At 62.1% G+C, this 16,702-nt stretch carries 17 protein-coding genes; 2 read left to right on the top strand and 15 right to left on the bottom strand.

Annotation, left to right across the window (positions count from 1 at the left end):
- Positions 1-81 precede the first annotated feature (81 nt).
- From ACXZ1M_RS16230 to ACXZ1M_RS16175, 12 genes are all read right to left on the bottom strand, one after another.
- Entirely contained in the window at positions 82-855 is a 774-nt protein-coding gene (locus ACXZ1M_RS16230) for an enoyl-CoA hydratase (protein ID WP_459048700.1), read from the bottom strand.
- A gap of 67 nt (positions 856-922) precedes the next feature.
- A complete protein-coding gene (locus ACXZ1M_RS16225; protein ID WP_459048699.1) occupies positions 923-2,119 on the bottom strand; it encodes an acetyl-CoA C-acyltransferase in 1,197 nt (398 codons plus the stop codon).
- 10 nt (positions 2,120-2,129) lie between these two features.
- Positions 2,130-4,532, bottom strand: a complete 2,403-nt coding sequence (locus tag ACXZ1M_RS16220) for a 3-hydroxyacyl-CoA dehydrogenase/enoyl-CoA hydratase family protein (protein ID WP_459048698.1) — start codon at positions 4,530-4,532, stop codon at positions 2,130-2,132.
- Between the two features lie 18 nt (positions 4,533-4,550).
- Complete coding sequence (locus tag ACXZ1M_RS16215) at positions 4,551-6,341, bottom strand: acyl-CoA dehydrogenase C-terminal domain-containing protein (RefSeq protein WP_459048697.1); 1,791 nt, start codon at positions 6,339-6,341, stop codon at positions 4,551-4,553.
- A gap of 42 nt (positions 6,342-6,383) precedes the next feature.
- Positions 6,384-7,007, bottom strand: coding sequence for a TetR/AcrR family transcriptional regulator (locus tag ACXZ1M_RS16210; protein WP_459048696.1), 624 nt, complete (start codon positions 7,005-7,007; stop codon positions 6,384-6,386).
- Between the two features lie 218 nt (positions 7,008-7,225).
- Positions 7,226-7,597 (bottom strand): RNA-binding S4 domain-containing protein, encoded by a 372-nt coding sequence (locus tag ACXZ1M_RS16205; RefSeq protein ID WP_459048695.1) that lies wholly within the window; start codon positions 7,595-7,597, stop codon positions 7,226-7,228.
- Entirely contained in the window at positions 7,594-8,760 is a 1,167-nt protein-coding gene (gene clsB, locus ACXZ1M_RS16200) for a cardiolipin synthase ClsB (protein ID WP_459048694.1), read from the bottom strand. Before clsB ends, ACXZ1M_RS16205 begins: the two co-directional genes overlap by 4 nt.
- Before the next feature lie 10 nt (positions 8,761-8,770).
- Positions 8,771-9,586, bottom strand: a complete 816-nt coding sequence (locus ACXZ1M_RS16195) for an endonuclease/exonuclease/phosphatase family protein (protein WP_459048693.1) — start codon at positions 9,584-9,586, stop codon at positions 8,771-8,773.
- A 66-nt stretch (positions 9,587-9,652) separates the two neighbouring features.
- Positions 9,653-10,105 (bottom strand): dihydroneopterin triphosphate diphosphatase, encoded by a 453-nt coding sequence (nudB, locus tag ACXZ1M_RS16190; protein ID WP_459048692.1) that lies wholly within the window; start codon positions 10,103-10,105, stop codon positions 9,653-9,655.
- A 47-nt stretch (positions 10,106-10,152) separates the two neighbouring features.
- The gene (gene aspS, locus ACXZ1M_RS16185) at positions 10,153-11,952 is read right to left on the bottom strand and encodes an aspartate--tRNA ligase (RefSeq protein ID WP_459048691.1); all 1,800 of its coding nucleotides are present in this window, start codon (positions 11,950-11,952) and stop codon (positions 10,153-10,155) included.
- Between the two features lie 38 nt (positions 11,953-11,990).
- Positions 11,991-12,617: a DUF502 domain-containing protein gene (locus tag ACXZ1M_RS16180; protein WP_459048690.1), complete on the bottom strand. Its 627-nt coding sequence runs from the start codon at positions 12,615-12,617 to the stop codon at positions 11,991-11,993.
- Positions 12,618-12,647: 30 nt separating this feature from the next.
- Positions 12,648-12,944 carry an FmdB family zinc ribbon protein gene (locus ACXZ1M_RS16175; protein WP_459048689.1) on the bottom strand — a complete coding sequence of 99 codons (297 nt, stop codon included), beginning with the start codon at positions 12,942-12,944 and terminating at the stop codon, positions 12,648-12,650.
- 242 nt (positions 12,945-13,186) lie between these two features.
- On the opposite strand from ACXZ1M_RS16175, the gene ACXZ1M_RS16170 reads away from it, so the two are divergent.
- Both ACXZ1M_RS16170 and ACXZ1M_RS16165 read left to right on the top strand, forming a co-directional pair.
- Positions 13,187-13,387, top strand: coding sequence for a hypothetical protein (locus tag ACXZ1M_RS16170; RefSeq protein ID WP_459048688.1), 201 nt, complete (start codon positions 13,187-13,189; stop codon positions 13,385-13,387).
- 79 nt (positions 13,388-13,466) lie between these two features.
- Entirely contained in the window at positions 13,467-13,832 is a 366-nt protein-coding gene (locus ACXZ1M_RS16165; RefSeq protein WP_459048687.1) for a YXWGXW repeat-containing protein, read from the top strand.
- A gap of 3 nt (positions 13,833-13,835) precedes the next feature.
- Here ACXZ1M_RS16165 and ACXZ1M_RS16160 read toward each other — a convergent pair whose 3' ends face one another.
- Genes ACXZ1M_RS16160 through ACXZ1M_RS16150 form a run of 3 tightly spaced genes read right to left on the bottom strand, consistent with a single transcriptional unit; the run spans position 13,836 to position 16,624 of the window.
- Complete coding sequence (locus ACXZ1M_RS16160) at positions 13,836-14,429, bottom strand: methyltransferase domain-containing protein (RefSeq protein ID WP_459048686.1); 594 nt, start codon at positions 14,427-14,429, stop codon at positions 13,836-13,838.
- Positions 14,430-14,434: 5 nt separating this feature from the next.
- Positions 14,435-16,003, bottom strand: a complete 1,569-nt coding sequence (gene ubiB, locus ACXZ1M_RS16155; protein ID WP_459048685.1) for a ubiquinone biosynthesis regulatory protein kinase UbiB — start codon at positions 16,001-16,003, stop codon at positions 14,435-14,437.
- A complete protein-coding gene (locus tag ACXZ1M_RS16150; RefSeq protein WP_459048684.1) occupies positions 16,004-16,624 on the bottom strand; it encodes a ubiquinone biosynthesis accessory factor UbiJ in 621 nt (206 codons plus the stop codon).
- Positions 16,625-16,702: the final 78 nt, after the last annotated feature.

Below are 16,702 nucleotides of genomic sequence, written 5' to 3'. Positions count from 1 at the left end.
GCAGAGGTGCCTCAGAAATCAGTCGAGGAAAAAAAACCCGCCAAAGGCGGGCTTGCACTTCCTATTTACCTACTCAACGACTCAGGCGAATTGCTTGAAGTCCGGCTTGCGTTTCTGGAAGAAGGCCATGAAGGCTTCTTTTGCTTCCGGGGCGGTGAGCATGTTGCCGAAGTGGGTGTTTTCGGCGGCGATGGCGTCGGCCACTGGCGCGGTGCGGGCAGCTTTCATTAGTTGCTTGGTGGCGCGGATCGAGCTCGCCGGCAAAGCGACCAGCTTGGCGGCCTGGCCTTCTGCAAACGCGCGCAGTTCTTCCACCGGCAGCACTTTCGAAATCAGGCCCATCTCCAGCGCTTCCTGCGCGCCGAAGGCTTCACCCAGCATCAGCTTTTCAGCCGCGCGCGGGTAGCCGGCGATTTGCGTCAGCAGCAGGCTGGAACCGAATTCAGGGCACAGGCCCAACTGCACGAACGGCATCGAGAACTTGGCGTTGTCGGCGGCGTAAACCAGGTCGCAGTGCATCAGCAGCGTGGTGCCGATGCCAACCGCATTGCCCGATACGGCGGCCACCACCGGCTTGCTCGAACCGCTCAGGGCCATCATGAATTTGTACACGGAACGGTCTTCGATCGCGCCGCCTGCGGGAGCGGTTTTCATGAAGTCTTCCAGGTCGTTGCCGGCCGTGAAAATCTCCGGCTTGCCGACGATCAGGATGGCGCGTACCGAGGCGTCGCCTTCGGCGTCGGTCAGGGCGTCGGCCATGGTCTGGTACATGGCGGCGGTGATCGCGTTCTTGCGTTCCGGACGATTGAATTCCAGGGTCAGGATGCCGTCGGTAATGCTGCTCAAAATTTCCATGCTTGTCTCCAAATTGAAAGGGCGCTGGGTAAAAACCTCAGCGCCCTTTTTTATTGCAATGTCGTGATTACACGCGTTCGATGATGCCTGCTGCGCCCATGCCTGCGCCTACGCACATGGTGACCATGCCGTACTTCAGGTTGTTGCGACGCAGTGCGTGCACCACGGTGGCTGCACGGATCGCGCCGGTTGCGCCCAGCGGATGGCCCAGGGCGATTGCGCCGCCCATCGGGTTCACTTTCGCTGGATCCAGGCCCAGGTCGCCGATGACGGCCAGCGCCTGCGCGGCAAACGCTTCGTTCAGTTCGATCCAGTCCAGTTGGTCCTGGGTGATGCCGGCGGCTTTGCACGCCTCTGGAATCGCGAACTTAGGACCGATGCCCATGATTTCCGGTGGCACGCCTTTAACGGCGAACGACGAGAACTTGGCCAGCGGCGTCAGGTTGTGCTCGCGCAGGAATTTCTCGGAGACCACCAGCAGCGCGCCGGCGCCGTCGGACATCTGCGAGCTGTTGCCGGCGGTGACCGAACCTTTGGCCGCGAACACCGGCTTCAGCTTGCCCAGGGTTTCCATGCTGGTCTCTGGACGCGCGCCTTCGTCGGTATCGACGGTGCGGGTCTTGACCTTGATCTCGCCGGTCGCCAGGTCCGGCGTGCGGGTGATGATCTCGACCGGCGTGGTTTCGTCCTTGAAGAAGCCGGCTTGCTGCGCGGCGATGGCGCGGCGGTGCGATTCCACCGAGAACGCGTCCTGCGCTTCACGCGAGACTTTCCACTGTTCCGCCACTTTCTCGGCGGTCAGACCCATGCCGTATGCCATGCCGACGTTTTCGTCGGTGAACATATTCAGGTTCATCGAAGGGTGGTGACCCATCATTGGAACCATCGACATCGACTCGACGCCGCCAGCCAGCATGGCATCGCATTCGCCAACGCGGATGCGGTCAGCCGCCATGGCCAGGGCGGTAATGCCCGAAGCGCAGTAACGGTTGATGGTCACGCCGCCGACGGTCTTCGGCAGGCCTGCCAGCAGGACCGCTTGACGGGCGATGTTGAAGCCTTGTTCCGCTTCCGGGAACGAGCAGCCGATGATGGCGTCGGTGATCAGGGCCGGATCCAGGCCAGGCGCTTGCGCCAGGGCCGACTGGATCACGCGCACCAGCAGATCGTCCGGGCGGGTTTTGTTGAACATGCCGCGCGGCGCTTTGCCGATTGGCGTACGGGTAGCGGCGACGATGTATGCGTCTTGAACTTGTTTGCTCATTGTCTTTTCCTTAGTTGCGGACTGGCTTACCGGTTTGCAGCATGCCCATGATGCGTTCCTGGGTCTTCGGATGGTTCAGCAGCTCCAGGAAAGCCTTGCGTTCCATATCCAGCAGCCACTGCTCGCTCACGAAGGAGCCTTGGTCGATATCACCACCGCTGACGATCTGCGCGATCATGTCGCCCAGTTTGAAATCGTGCGCCGAGATGAAGCCGCCGTCGCGCATATTGACCAGTTGCGCCTTGATGGTGCCCCAGCCGTAACGGCCGGTCACCTGGATCGGCGCCTTCAGCGGCGCGCGGTAGCCCTTGTCGAACATGGCGCGTGCTTCGGTTTTCGCCACGTGCAGCAGTTCGTACGGGTTGAACACGATCACGTCGTCTTCTTTCAGGTAACCCATGGCCTGTGCTTCCAGAGCCGATTTCGACACGTTGGCGGTAGCCGCGTTGGTGAAGCCGGTTTTCAGGAATTGCAGGATGTCGGTGCCCTTGGCTTCCTTGGCCGCGCGTGCGGCCGCTTCTTTCAGGCCGCCGCCGGCAGGAATCAGGCCCACGCCCACTTCCACCAGACCGATGTACGACTCGATCGACGCTACGCGCTTCGATGCGTGCAGGGCCATTTCGCAGCCGCCGCCCAGTGCCAGGCCAGCAACCGCAGCCACCACCGGCACGTTCGAGTATTTCATCGCCATGAAGGTGTCTTGCAGTTCCTTGATGATCGGGTCCACCGCTTTGGCGCCGCCGCTCATGAAGGCTGGCAGTGCCGATTGCAGGTCGGCGCCGGCCGAGAAGGCGCCGCCGTCGGCCGCGTCCGCGCTCCAGATCACCAGTCCCTTGAAGTTTTTCTCAGCTTCGGCCAGTGCTTTACGGAAGCCGGCGATGACGCCTGGACTGATCACGTGCAGCTTGGTTTTCAGCGAGATGACCAGCACGTCGTCGCCCGAGTGCCACAGGCGCACGTCGTCGTCTTCATGCACGGTGGTGCCGGCTTTGCGGCCGTCCAGTTCGCCCGAACCCAGTACCGGGGCGCGGAATTCCTGGCGCTTGTACACGGCCAGTTCCGAACGTGGCACAAACGATTGCGATACCGCCGACCACGAACCTTCCGGCGTGTGGACGCCGCCTTTTTCAGCGACCGGACCTTCGAATACCCAGGCTGGCAGCGGTGCGTTGCACAGTGCGTGGCCGGCGTCGATGTCTTCCTTGACCCACTGGGCCACCTGGGTCCAGCCGGAGGCTTGCCAGGTTTCGAACGGACCGACGTTCCAGCCGAAGCCCCAACGCATGGCGAAGTCGATGTCGCGGGCGTTGTCGGCCACGGTGTCCAGGTGCACGGCGATGTAGTGGAAAGCGTCGCGGAAGATCGCCCACAGGAATTGCGCTTGTGGGTTGGTCGATTCGCGCATGGCCTTCATCTTCTTGACCGGATCCTTTTCTTTCAGGATGCGGGCGACGATGTCGGCTGCCTTGGCGCCGCCGGCGACGTATTCACCGGTGGCGAAGTCCAGGCGTTGAATCTCTTTACCTACTTTTTTGTAGAAACCGGCGCCGGTCTTCTGGCCCAGCGCGCCCTTCTCTACCAGCTTGGCCAGTACGGCCGGGGTTTTGTAGACGGCTGCGAACGGATCGTTCGGCAGGTAGTCTTGCATGGTTTTGATTACATGGCCCATGGTGTCCAGGCCGACCACGTCCGCAGTGCGGAAGGTGCCCGACTTGGCGCGGCCCAGCTTGGCGCCGGTCAGGTCGTCGACCACGTCCACCGACAGGCCGAATTTCTCGGCTTCGTGCACGATGGCCAGGATGCCGAACACGCCAACGCGGTTAGCGATGAAGTTCGGGGTGTCCTTGGCGCGGACCACGCCCTTGCCCAGGGTCGAGGTCAGGAAGCCTTCCAGCTGGTCGCTGATTTCCGGCTTGGTGAACTCGGTCGGGATGATTTCAACCAGGTGCATATAGCGCGGCGGGTTGAAGAAGTGCACGCCGCAGTAGCGCGATTTCAGATCCGCGTCGAAACCTTCCGACAGCTTGGTGATCGACAGGCCCGAGGTGTTCGAGGCGAAGATGGCGCTAGGAGCGATGTGCGGCGCGACCTTTTTGTACAGGTCGTGCTTCCAGTCCATGCGCTCGGCGATGGCTTCGATGATCAGGTCGCACTCGGCCAGCTTGGCCAGGTCGTCTTCGTAGTTGGCCACTTCGATCAGCGCCGCGTGTTCCTTGTTGCCCAGCGGTGCAGGCGACAGTTTTTTCAGGCCTTCGATGGCTTTCAGTACGATGCCGTTCTTCGGCGTGCCTTCTTTCCCCGGCAGGTCGAACAGAACGACTGGCACTTTGGCGTTGATGCAATGGGCAGCGATTTGCGCGCCCATCACGCCGGCGCCCAGCACGGCTACTTTTTTAACGATGAAATTGGTCATGTCGTTTCCTCTGGTTGCTTAGAACAGGTCGGCGTCGAGTGCCATCAGGTTGGCGGAGCCCGAGCGCGCCTGACGGATCAGGGTTGCGGTTTCCGGCTGCAGGCGGGCGAAGTAGAAACGCGCGGTCGCCAGCTTGGCTTTGTAGAAGGTATCGGTGCTGTCTTGCTTTTCCAGCGCGATCTTCGCCATTTGCGCGAAGAAGTAGCTGTACACCAAGTGACCGACCACGCGCAGGTAAGGCACGGCGGCGGCGCCCACTTCGTCGGCGTTCTGGAAGGCCTTCATGCCGATTTCCATGGTCAGCTTGGTGACTTTGTCGCCCAGCTCGCCCAGTGGGGTGATGAATTCGCTCAGGTTCTCGTCCAGGCCGTTTTCTTCCACGAACGATTTGATCTTCTCGCCGAACTTGCGCAGCTTGGCGCCGTTGTCGCCCAGGATCTTGCGACCCAGCAGGTCCAGCGACTGGATGGTGTTGGTGCCTTCGTAGATCAGGTTGATACGGGCGTCGCGCACGTACTGCTCCATGCCCCACTCGCTGATGTAGCCGTGGCCGCCGAACACTTGCATGGCTTCCGAGGTGGCGATCCAGGCGTTGTCGGTGATGAAGGCTTTGATGATCGGGGTCAGCAGCGCGACTTCGTCGGCGGCTTCCTTGCGCACATCTTCGTCAGGGTGGTGCAGTTCGCGGTCGATCTGCAGCGCCACGTACGAGGTGAAGGCGCGCGCGCCTTCAGCGTAGGCTTTGCCGGTCAGCAGCATGCGACGGACGTCCGGGTGCACGATGATCGGATCGGCTGGCTTCTCAGGATTTTTCGGGCCGGTCAGCGAGCGCATCTGGATGCGGTCCTTGGCGTAGATCAGCGCGTTCTGGTAAGCGACTTCGGTCAGGCCCAGCGACTGCATGCCCACGCCCAGGCGGGCCGCGTTCATGAACACGAACATGGCGTTCAGGCCTTTGTTCGGCTGGCCGATGATCCAGCCACGGGCGCCGTCCAGATTCATCTGGCAGGTCGAGTTGCCGTGGATGCCCATTTTTTCTTCGATGGCGCCGCAGGTGATCGGGTTGCGTTCGCCGACCGAGCCGTCTTCTTTCGGCCGGTACTTCGGCACCAGGAACAGCGAAATGCCTTTCGAGCCTTCCGGTGCGTCCGGCACGCGGGCCAGCACCAGGTGCAGGATGTTTTCGGCCATGTCGTGTTCGCCGGCCGAGATGAAGATCTTGTTGCCGGTGATCAGCCACGAGCCGTCTTCCTGTGGCAGCGCTTTCGAGCGCAGCATGCCCAGGTCGGTGCCGCAGTGCGGTTCGGTCAGGCACATGGTGCCGGTCCATTCGCCGGAAACCAGCTTCGGCAGGTAGACTTTCTTCTGGTGGTCGGTGCCGTGTTCTTTCAGGCACTCGTAGGCGCCGTGCGACAGGCCAGGGTACATGGTCCAGGCCTGGTTGGCCGAGTTCAGCATTTCGTAGAACGAGTTGTTCATGACGACGGGCAGGCCTTGGCCGCCGTATTCAGGATCGCAAGCCAGCGCTGCCCAGCCGCCTTCGACGTACTGCTTGTACGCTTCCTTGAAGCCCTTCGGAGTGGTCACGGTGTGGGTCGCGGCGTCGTGCTTGCAGCCTTCGCGGTCGCCGGAGTGGTTCAGCGGGAACAGCACTTCCGAGGTGAACTTGCCGCCCTCTTCCAGCACCTGGTTGATGATGTCGGCATCGATTTCGCTATAGTTCGGCAGCGTTTTCAGCTCATCTTCCACTTTCAGCAGCTCGTGCAGAACGAATTGCATATCCCGGATTGGCGCGACGTATTGACCCATGGTTTTCTCCTGATGACTACTTTAGTGTTTGAATGAATTCGTTTAGTTTTGCTGTGCCAGCACCGCTGCCGGCGACTGCGGATTGCGATACGTTTCGACCAGGCGCTCGAAGCCCTTGCCCGCCCGCTCCAGGCTGCCCGGAATGCGCAGGAAGCGCGCATCGTGGTGCAGGGCCAGGATCAGGCCGTACATCTCGTAGACCAGCTGCTGCGGGTCGGTGTCGGCTTTCAGATCGCCGCATTCGACCGACTGCTTCACGCAGCGCAACAACGCGCCCTGCCAGGCGCCGACCATCGCCATCAGCTCTTCGCGGATCGGACCTGGACGGTCGTCGTATTCGACCGCGCCGCTGATGTAGATGCAGCCCGAGGCCACCTCCACGCTGACGCGTTTGACCCAGCGCGCAAACATGGCCTTGAGGCGGGCGATGCCGCGCGGCTCTTTGACGCTGGGGAAGAACACTTCCTGCTCGAAACGGTGGTGATACAGCTTCAGCACTTCCAACTGCAAATCTTCCCGCGACCCGAAATGCGCGAACACGCCGGATTTGCTCATGTTCATCTTATCTGCGAGCAATCCGATGGTCAGGCCTTCAAGACCGTCGCGACTGGCCAGATCAAGGGCCATGTCCAGGATTGCAGCGCGGGTTAGCTCGCCTTTGCGCATAAATTTAGTTGAGGTATTAATAAGATTGCATCCCAAAGTAAATGAATCATTGGAGAGAAAGGAATATTCTGCTCCACTTAAATTTACTCTGTGTGAAAAGAATTGCGAACGCTCGTACTATTATCCACTTGGGGGTGAATGTCAAACAGTACCGTTAGAGGTGGCGTTCTATTGCTGCGCCGCAGCAATAGAAGCAGTCATGCAGGCCAGAAACTTCTTTACATTTTGCCCAACTGGCGGCGGTCGCGCTTGGTCGGACGGCCCTTGAAATCGGCGCTCGGCTCGCGGAACATGCGGCGGTTTTCCGCCACGGCGGCGCGACGCGCCACGCTGACGTCGGTTTCCTCGTACAGGTTGCGGGCGATCGGCGCGGCGGCGCGCACGTCCGACAGGCCCATCACATCCACTTCCCAGCGGTCCGAGCCGTTGTCGATTTCCAGCACGTCGCCGATGCGCACAGCGCGCGCCGGCTTGACGCGGTCGCCATTGACGGTGACCTTGCCGCGATCCACCGCATCCGTCGCCAGCGAGCGCGTCTTGAAGAAGCGCGCCGCCCACAGCCATTTGTCCAGTCGTACACCTTCGCTCACGCGTATTTCCCCACAGCGAAAACTCTCATCAATATCTTGTAAAACACAAACGCGATCTCGTAGCCGATGCGGCGCACATGACCGACGTGCTCGAAGTCATCATAAGTGATGACCTTGCCGTCGGCAACCGCCTGTTCGATGTGCTGGCGCAGGCTTTGCGCAAACGCCGCATCCTTGATGACCACGTTGGCTTCCTGGTTCAGGAACAGGCTCAGGCCGTCGACATTGCTGGAGCCGACCGTGGCCCAGTCGTCGTCGATCACGGCCACCTTGGCGTGCAGCTGCGTCTTGTGATATTCCACCACTTTGACGCCGGCCGCAAGCAGCTTCGGGTAGAACGAGTGCGCCACCGCGTCCTGCAGCCAGATTTCGCCGACGCCGATCAAGAGCACCACCTCGACGCCGCGCTCGGCGGCCGAGGCCAGCGCCTGGCGGAACTTGCGGCCGGGCGCGAAATAGGGATTGGCCAGCAGCACGCTCTTGCGCGCACGGCCCAGCGCCTGCAGATAGGCGCGCTGGATGGTCCTGCGGTTGCGCAGGTTGTCGCGCACCACGAAGCCGGCCTGCACGGCGTGGCTGGCGGCGATCTTCTCCACCTTGCGCATGTCGCGGTACAGGCCGATGCGCTTCATGATGCTGAGCTTGCCGAGGCGGCGCCATTGCGTCACCGCTTCCGTCTGGATATCGACCACCAGCGGGCCGCGCACCTGCACCGCGAAATCCCAGCGCGGCGCCGACAGCGCCTTGCTATGGTCATAGTCGCAGAACATGTCGTCGTTGATGTTGATGCCGCCGACGAAGGCCACCTGGCGGTCCACCACGCAGATCTTGCGGTGGGTGCGCGTGACGCCGCGCCGGAACCAGGGATTGAACATGCGGTGCTCGACGCCGCCGGCCGCAAGCTGCTCGTGCATGCTGTTGACCTGGCGGCGGCCGGTGCCCCACCAATCGGTGATCGCGCGCACCTGCACGCCGCGCTGGGCCGCGCCGATCAGGGCGGCCAGCACTTTCTGGCCGGTGTCGTCGCCGGCGAAGATATAGGTCTCGAAATAGACTTCGTACTGCGCGCTCTCGATGGCCTCGATCAGCGCAGGGAAGTAATCGGTGCCGGTGTGAAGCAGCTTGACTTCGTTATCGGCTAAAAAATTGACGGTGGTGCGCATAGTAAGTGGTTCATGACAGCGTCAGCGAGGCGACGATGGGAGCGTGGTCCGAGAGCTTGGCCCACAGGCTACCATGCATTACCTCCGCCGTCTCCACCTTGAAGCCGCGCACATAAATGCGATCGAGGCGGAAGAACGGCAGGCCGGCCGGGAAGGTGCGGGCCGGCGCCACGCTGGCCTTGCGGCGCAGCTTGCGCAGGATCTCGTCGAGCGCCGAGTTGCCCTCGATTTCATCGAAGGCCTCGCGCACGCCGAGGGCGTTGCGCAGTTCCGCGCTCAGGGTGTTGCGCCAGTCGTTGAAGTCGCCGGCGATCACCACCGGTTCGCCGTTGGGCGCGGTTTCCTGCACCGCCGAAATCAGCGCCTGCGTCTGGCGCCGGCGACCGCTCTCGAACAGGCCCAGATGCACCACGTAGCAATGCACCGGCCCATGCGGCGTGTGCAGCACGCAATGGAGGATGCCGCGTTGCTCGTAGGCGTGGTCGGATACGTCGCGGTTGACCTGACTGGCGATCGGGAAAGCACTGAGCAGCGCGTTGCCGTGGTGGCCGTGGTCGTACACCGCGTTCATGCCGTAGGCGGCATGCAGGTGGCGCGACTCGCCGGCGAAATACTCATGCTGCGCCGCAGCGGGCCAATGCCGGTGCCCGAGGTGCTCGGCCCCGTATTTGGCGGCCTTCAGGTCGTGTTTGCCCTGTACCTCTTGCAAAAAAACCACATCGGCATCGAACATGCCGATCGCCTGTTTCAGCGCCAACACGCGCGGCTCGGCGCGGATGGAGGACACGCCCTTATGAATATTGTAGGTAGCGACTCGGATTTTCATGCAACCATTCTACCCCCGAGATCGCCCATCCCGGTGTGCGGCTGCGCACATAGCATCGCGCTGCGTTTAGCGCAGCTGCCGGGGGAGCTGGAGGATGGCTTCGGCGTTGGAGGAGGAGAAGCATTGGTCGGCCGCTTCGAGGTAGGGCAGCCAGGCGTAATTCAGGTGTTCGCGCGGGCTGAGCGTGATGGCGATGTCGCGCGGCACTTCGACGCTGAAGACGTGCTCGGTGTTTTCCGTCACGCCCGGCGCGTAGCGGTGGCGCCAGACCGGGTAGATGGTGTAGATGTTGGCCAGCTGCCAGTCGCGCAGCACGATGCGCTCGCCGTCGGCGACGATGCCGGTTTCTTCGAATAGCTCGCGGGTGGCCGTGGTCAGCAGCGGCTCGTCGACCGCGTCCAGCGAGCCGGTCACCGACTGCCAGAAGCCCGGCTTGTCGGCGCGCTCGATCAGCAGCACTTGCAGGTCGGCGCTGTGGATCACCACCAGCACCGATTCAGGAATCTTGTAGGGCTTCATAAGTCCGATAAAAGAAAAGGCGCCGAGGCGCCTTTTCCATTGCTACATTAGCCAGCCACTTTAGGCTCGGCGGCGCGCAGACGGATGTGCAGTTCTTTGAGCTGCTTCTCGTCCACTTCCGACGGCGCGTGGGTCAACAGATCCTGCGCGCGCTGGGTTTTCGGGAAGGCGATCACGTCGCGGATCGAATCGGACTTGGTCATCAGGGTCACGATGCGGTCCAGGCCGAATGCCAGGCCACCGTGCGGCGGCGCGCCATATTGCAGCGCGTCGAGCAGGAAGCCGAACTTCAGGCGGGCTTCGTCGGCATCGATCTTCAGCGCGCGGAACACTTTCGACTGTACGTCTTCGCGGTGGATACGGATCGAACCGCCACCCAGTTCCCAGCCGTTCAGCACCATGTCGTAGGCCTTGGCGATGCAGGCGCCCGGATTGGTTTCCAGCCAGTCTTCGTGGCCGTCTTTCGGCGCGGTGAACGGGTGGTGGGTCGCGGTCCAGCGATCCGCCTCTTCGTCGTATTCGAACATCGGGAAGTCGATCACCCACAGCGGCGCCCAGACGTCGTCGAACAGGCCGGCGGCCTTGCCGAATTCCGAGTGGCCGATCTTCACGCGCAGCGCGCCGATGGCGTCGTTGACGACCTTGGCCTTGTCCGCACCGAAGAAGATCAGGTCGCCGTCTTCGGCGCCGGTCAGTTCCAGGATGGTGGCCAGGGTGGCGTCGTCGATCGACTTGACGATCGGCGATTGCAGGCCGTCACGGCCCTTGGCTTTCTCGTTGACCTTGATGTAAGCCAGGCCGCGCGCGCCGTAGATGGCGACGAACTGGGTGTAGGCGTCGATTTCCGAACGCGGCATCGAGCCGCCTTTCGGCACGCGCAGGCCGACCACGCGGCCGTTCGGCAGGTTGGCGGCGCTGTTGAAGATCTTGAACTCGACGTTCTTGACCACGTCGGTCAGTTCGGTGAACTGCAGCTTGACGCGCATGTCCGGTTTGTCCGAACCGTAGCTGCCCATGGCTTCCGAGAAGTTCATCACCGGGAATGGGTTAGGCAGGTCGACGTCCATGGTGTTCTTGAACGTTTTGCGGATCATGTCTTCGAACAGGTCGCGGATTTCCTGTTCGGTCAGGAACGAGGTTTCGCAGTCGATTTGGGTGAATTCCGGCTGGCGGTCGGCGCGCAGGTCTTCGTCGCGGAAGCACTTGGTGATCTGGTAGTAGCGGTCGAAGTTGGCCACCATCAGCAGCTGCTTGAACAGCTGCGGCGACTGCGGCAGCGCGAAGAAGCTGCCGGCGTTGACGCGCGACGGCACCAGGTAGTCGCGCGCGCCTTCCGGGGTCGACTTGGTCAGCATCGGGGTTTCGATGTCGATGAAGCCCAGGTCGTCGAGGTACTTGCGCACTTCCATGGTGACCTTGTAGCGCAGGCGCAGGTTGTTCTGCATCTGTGGACGACGCAGGTCCAGCACGCGGTGGGTCAGGCGGGTGGTTTCCGACAGGTTGTCGTCGTCCAGCTGGAACGGCACGGCCACGGAGGCGTTCAGCACTTCCAGTTGCGAGCACACCACTTCGATCTTGCCCGATTTCAGGTTGTTGTTGACGGTGCCGGCCAGGCGATCCTTGACCACACCGGTCACGCGCAGGCAGAACTCGTTGCGCACGGCTTCGGCGGCTTTGAACACTTCAGCCTGTTCCGGATTGCACACTACCTGCACCAGGCCTTCGCGGTCGCGCAGGTCGATGAAGATCACACCGCCGTGGTCGCGGCGACGATGTACCCAGCCGCACAGGCTGACGGTTTGGCCAAGCAGCGCTTCAGTGGTGAGGCCGCAGTAATGAGTACGCATTGAGGACATGTTTATTTCTCGGTTCAGGTTAGTGTTACTCAGTTAATCTTGGTTTCTTGGAGGATGACTTTGGGCGCATCTTCAGGCGCCACCACCCCCATCGAAACAATGTACTTCAGGGCCGCGTCGACACTCATGTCGAGTTCGACCACATCCTTCTTGGCCAGCATCAGGAAAAAGCCCGAGGTCGGATTCGGCGTGGTCGGCACGTACACGCTGACGAAGTCGCCGACCAGGTGGTTCTTCACGTCACCGCCCGGCGCGCCGGTCAGGAAGGCGATGGTCCACGAATTCTGGTGCGGGTACGGAATCAGCACCGCCTTGCGGAAGGCGTTGCCGGACGACGAGAACAGCGTGTCCGACACCTGCTTGACACTCGAATACAGCGAGCTGACCACCGGAATGCGGGTCAGCAGTTTTTCCCACAGCTTGACCACGTAGTTGCCGACCAGGTTGTTGGTCAGCAGGCCGGTCAGGAACACGATGAGGATGGTCAGCAGCGTGCCCAGGCCCGGGATATCGAAGCCCACCAGGGTACGCGGCTGCCAGCGCTCCGGCACGAACAGCAGGGACTGGTCCATGGTGCTGATGACCAGATTCAGCACCCAGGCGGTAATCGCCAGGGGCACCAGAATCAGCAGGCCGGTAATGAAGTATTTACGCATCGAATTCCTAGGGTGGTGGATGGAGTGCTTTCAGTTGTCGCTGGAACCGCCCGATGGCTTAGGCGTGGGGGCGGCCGAAGGCGCGGCGGCAGGCGCGGCGTCGCTCTTGGCCGGACCGGTCGCGGTGCCGGTCGCCGGCGGCGTGCCGCCACGGAAATCGGTCACATACCAGCCCGAGCCCTTGAGCTGGAAGCCGGCGGCGGTCACTTGCTTTTTAAACGACTCCTTGCCGCACTCGGGGCAAACAGTCAGCTGCGGGTCGGACATCTTCTGCAAAACATCCTTGGCAAAACCACATGCCTCGCAGCGGTACGCGTAGATCGGCATCAATTACTCCGCAAAAATCATCAAAACCCTGAATTATAAAGCCTTTTGCGGCCTACCTGACTGTTTCCTGAAACCCACAGCTTGGGGGTAATCGATTTCATAGCAAAAATCTATTCGCATATTGATGCTAGGCATGATTTAATGCTGCCTGTAACGCGTAGATTTCCCAACCCCTGAATCGCGCCTGGTTTTGCTGTCCTCGATCGACGACGCGCCAACTCTTTGATTCTTTGGGAAATATCATGAAAAAATACGCATACGCCGCGCTCCTGAGCGCCACCCTCGCCGCGCCAGCCATGGCCGCCAATAAATTCGCCGCACAAACGCCGGAAGAGCCGCTGCACCGTCGCGCCATCCTGCTGTGCGTCGCAGTGGTGGTATGCCTACACGCCTGCCGGCACCGTCCGCCCCTGCCCCATAGCGCCATGTCGAACCACATCTAGGATTATGCGGCCGCACGCACAGATCGGTGCGGCCAAGCTCCGTATAACGTAAGTACAACCTTACAAAGAGGAGCTCAACATGATCAGGAAAATTCTGTTTGCGGCCGCCCTGGCGGCATCCGCCGGTACTGTGACCGTTCCAGCCTCGGCTGCCGTGATCGTGGTGCAAACCGCGCCACCTGCCCCGCGTGATGAAGTGGCGCCTGCGCCGCGCCGCGGCTACGTCTGGGCGCCCGGCTACTGGGACTGGCGCAACAGCCGCCACGTCTGGGTTCGCGGCCACTGGGAGCGCGAGCGCCGTGGCTACGTCTATCACCAGCCGGCGTGGGTGGAGCGCAACGGTCACTGGGAAATGCAACGTGGGAACTGGGCCCGTCGCGACAGCGACCATGACGGCGTGCCGAACGGCCGCGACGACCACCCCAACAACCCGCGCCGCGATTAAATCCTAGCGCCGCCGCCAGATCATCCAGCGCTCCTTGCCCGCGAAAATGGGGATGGAGTCGCTGGGCGCCTGGTCGGCGATACATTCGAAATCGGCCTGCAGCAGTTCGTCGAGCTGCGCGCGGGCGATGCCGAAAGGCGGCCCCTTGGGCGCGTCGTCGAAGAAAAAATACCCTGCCAGCAGCGCACCGGGCGCCAGCAGTTGCGCCCAGCGCGCCGCCACCTGCGGCCACATCGCGCGCGGCATGGCGCACAGGAAGGCCCGCTCGTAGATCAATTGCAGCGGCGCCGCTGGCTGCCACGCGAAAAAATCTGCCTCGACCACCCGCGCCGCATGCACACCCACGGCCGCCCTCGCCTGCGCCACTGCGGCCGGCGAGAAATCGATGGCGGTCGCATCCCAACCCAATTCCGCCAAAAACGCCAACTCATAGGCCGCGCCACAGCCCGGAATCAGCGTCGTCAGCGGTCCGGTGGCGGCGGCGAAGTTGCGCAACGCCTGCGGCACGCCGCCCTGGTCCCAGGGCGTGAAGTGGCGCTCGAAGCGCTCATCCCAGAACGCCGGCGACAATGGATCGCGCTGCTGGAAGTCCGTCATGGCCGTTACAGCAGATGGTGGTAGCGCAGATACAGCTGAAAGGCCGCAACGCCCAGCCCGACCGCGCCGGCGACGTAGATCACCAAGGCCAGCAGGCGGTTGGTGCGCTGCTGTTCGCTGATCAAGACTTTGAGCAGCTCGCTGTTATCGGACGGACGCTCCGCATGGCGCTCCAGCGCCTGATGCACCAGGCGCGGTAGCTGCGGGAAGATGTGCGCGTAGCGCGGCGCTTCCGCCTTCAAGCGCTGCATGAAGCCGGTCACGCCGACCTGCTCGGCCATCCAGTTTTCCAGGTACGGCTTGGCGGTCTTCCACAGGTCCAGGTCGGGATCGAGCTGGCGGCCCAGGCCTTCGATATTCAGCAGCGTCTTTTGCAGCAGCACCAGTTGCGGCTGCACTTCCACGTTGAAGCGGCGCGAGGTCTGGAACAGGCGCAGCAGGATCTGGCCGAACGAGATGTCTTTCAGCGGCCGGTCGAAGATCGGTTCGCAGCAAGCGCGCACGGCCGATTCCAGCTCGTCCACGCGGGTCTCTTTCGGGGCCCAGCCGGATTCGATATGGGCTTCGGCCACGCGCTTGTAGTCGCGGCGGAAGAAGGCCAGGAAGTTCTGTGACAGGTAGTCCTTGTCGAAATCGTTGAGCGTGCCGACGATGCCGAAGTCGAGCGCGATGTAACGGCCGAAGGTCTCCGGCTCCACCGATACCAGGATGTTCCCCGGATGCATATCGGCGTGGAAGAAGCCGTCGCGGAACACCTGGGTGAAGAAGATCTCCACGCCGTCGCTGGACAGCTTTTTCAGGTCCACGCCGGCCGCTTCCAGGCGGTCGATCTGCGACACCGGAATGCCGTACATGCGCTCCATCACGATCACGCTGGACGAGCAGTAGTCCCAATGCATCTCCGGCACCAGCAGCAGCTTGGAATCGGCGAAGTTGCGGCGCAGCTGGCTGGCGTTGGCCGCTTCGCGCATCAGGTCCAGCTCATCGTGCAGGTATTTGTCGAACTCGGCCACCACCTCGCGCGGCTTGAGGCGCTTGCTGTCGGCCCACAGGTTGCTGATCCAGTCGGCGGCGATGTGCATCAGCGCGACGTCGTCGTCGATCGACTTCTTCATGCCGGGACGCAGCACCTTGACCGCCACCTGACGGCCATCCTTGAGGGTGGCGAAGTGCACTTGCGCGATCGAGGCCGAGGCCACCGGCGTACGCTCGAAGGCGGCGAACAGCTGGTCCGGATGAGCGCCCAGCGACTTGCGGATCTGCGCGATGGCCAAGTCGGAATCGAAAGGCGGCACGCGGTCCTGCAGGCGCGCCAGCTCGATCACCAGGTCGGCGGGAATCAGGTCGCTACGGGTCGACAGCACCTGACCGAACTTGACGAAGATAGGCCCCAGCTCCTCCAACGCCATGCGCAAGCGCACGCCGCGCGGGGCCGACAGGTCGCGCCAGAAAAACACCGTATCGATCAGCTTGGTAATACGCGGTTTCTTCAAACCGGAGATGGCAATTTCATCGAGGCCGTAACGCACCGATACCCGCAGGATTTTCAGCAGGCGCAAGAATTTCAGCATCATTTATTGGGATCCCAGTTTCTGTTCCAGCTTTTGTTCCAACTTCGCCAGGCGCTTGGCGGCGCGCTCGACGTCGTCGCGCAGGCGCGTCACGTCGGCCGAGTAGGCTTCCACGGTGTGGGGGCGCACCAGCACCTGTTTTTCGTCGAGCAGGAACTCGGCGACGTTTTCGGCCAGCTTCTGGTGGCCGTTCCTGATGGCGGCGAAAGCGGCCTTGGCGCCGGAGACGGCGCGCACGGCGGCGATCGGGCCGATCACTTTTTCCAGGTCATGCTCGGCTTCCCAGCGCAGCGATTTGCTGAGGTTGGAGATGGCGTTGGCGAATTCGGCATCGCCCTCGATCTGCACATAGGAAAAAGCGCGCTCGCGGTTTTGCGCGATCAGCGGCAGGTCCGACAATTTCACGCGGATGGTCACGCGCGCCGGCTCGTCTTCCGGGGCGGCCTCAAGATAGCCGTCAGCGGTCACGCGCAGGCGCAGCGCAACCGAGCCGGCGTCGATGCAGGCGATCTTGCCGGCGTGGCGTTGCAACTCTTGGCGCGCCCACGGCTCCTGCGCCAGCAAATGGTTAATGGCGGCACTAGCCGGCGCCGCAGAGAAACTACCGGGATTCAATGAAATCATGTTCTAGCCGTTCAAAACAAAACCGCCCGGAAATACGGGCGGCTTCGATCTTACCAGTTTACCGGACGAATCCGGTGT

The organism is Duganella paludis, from assembly GCF_054461335.1.
Note: the sequence above shows the minus strand (reverse complement) of the source record. Positions and strands in the feature narration are given on the sequence as shown.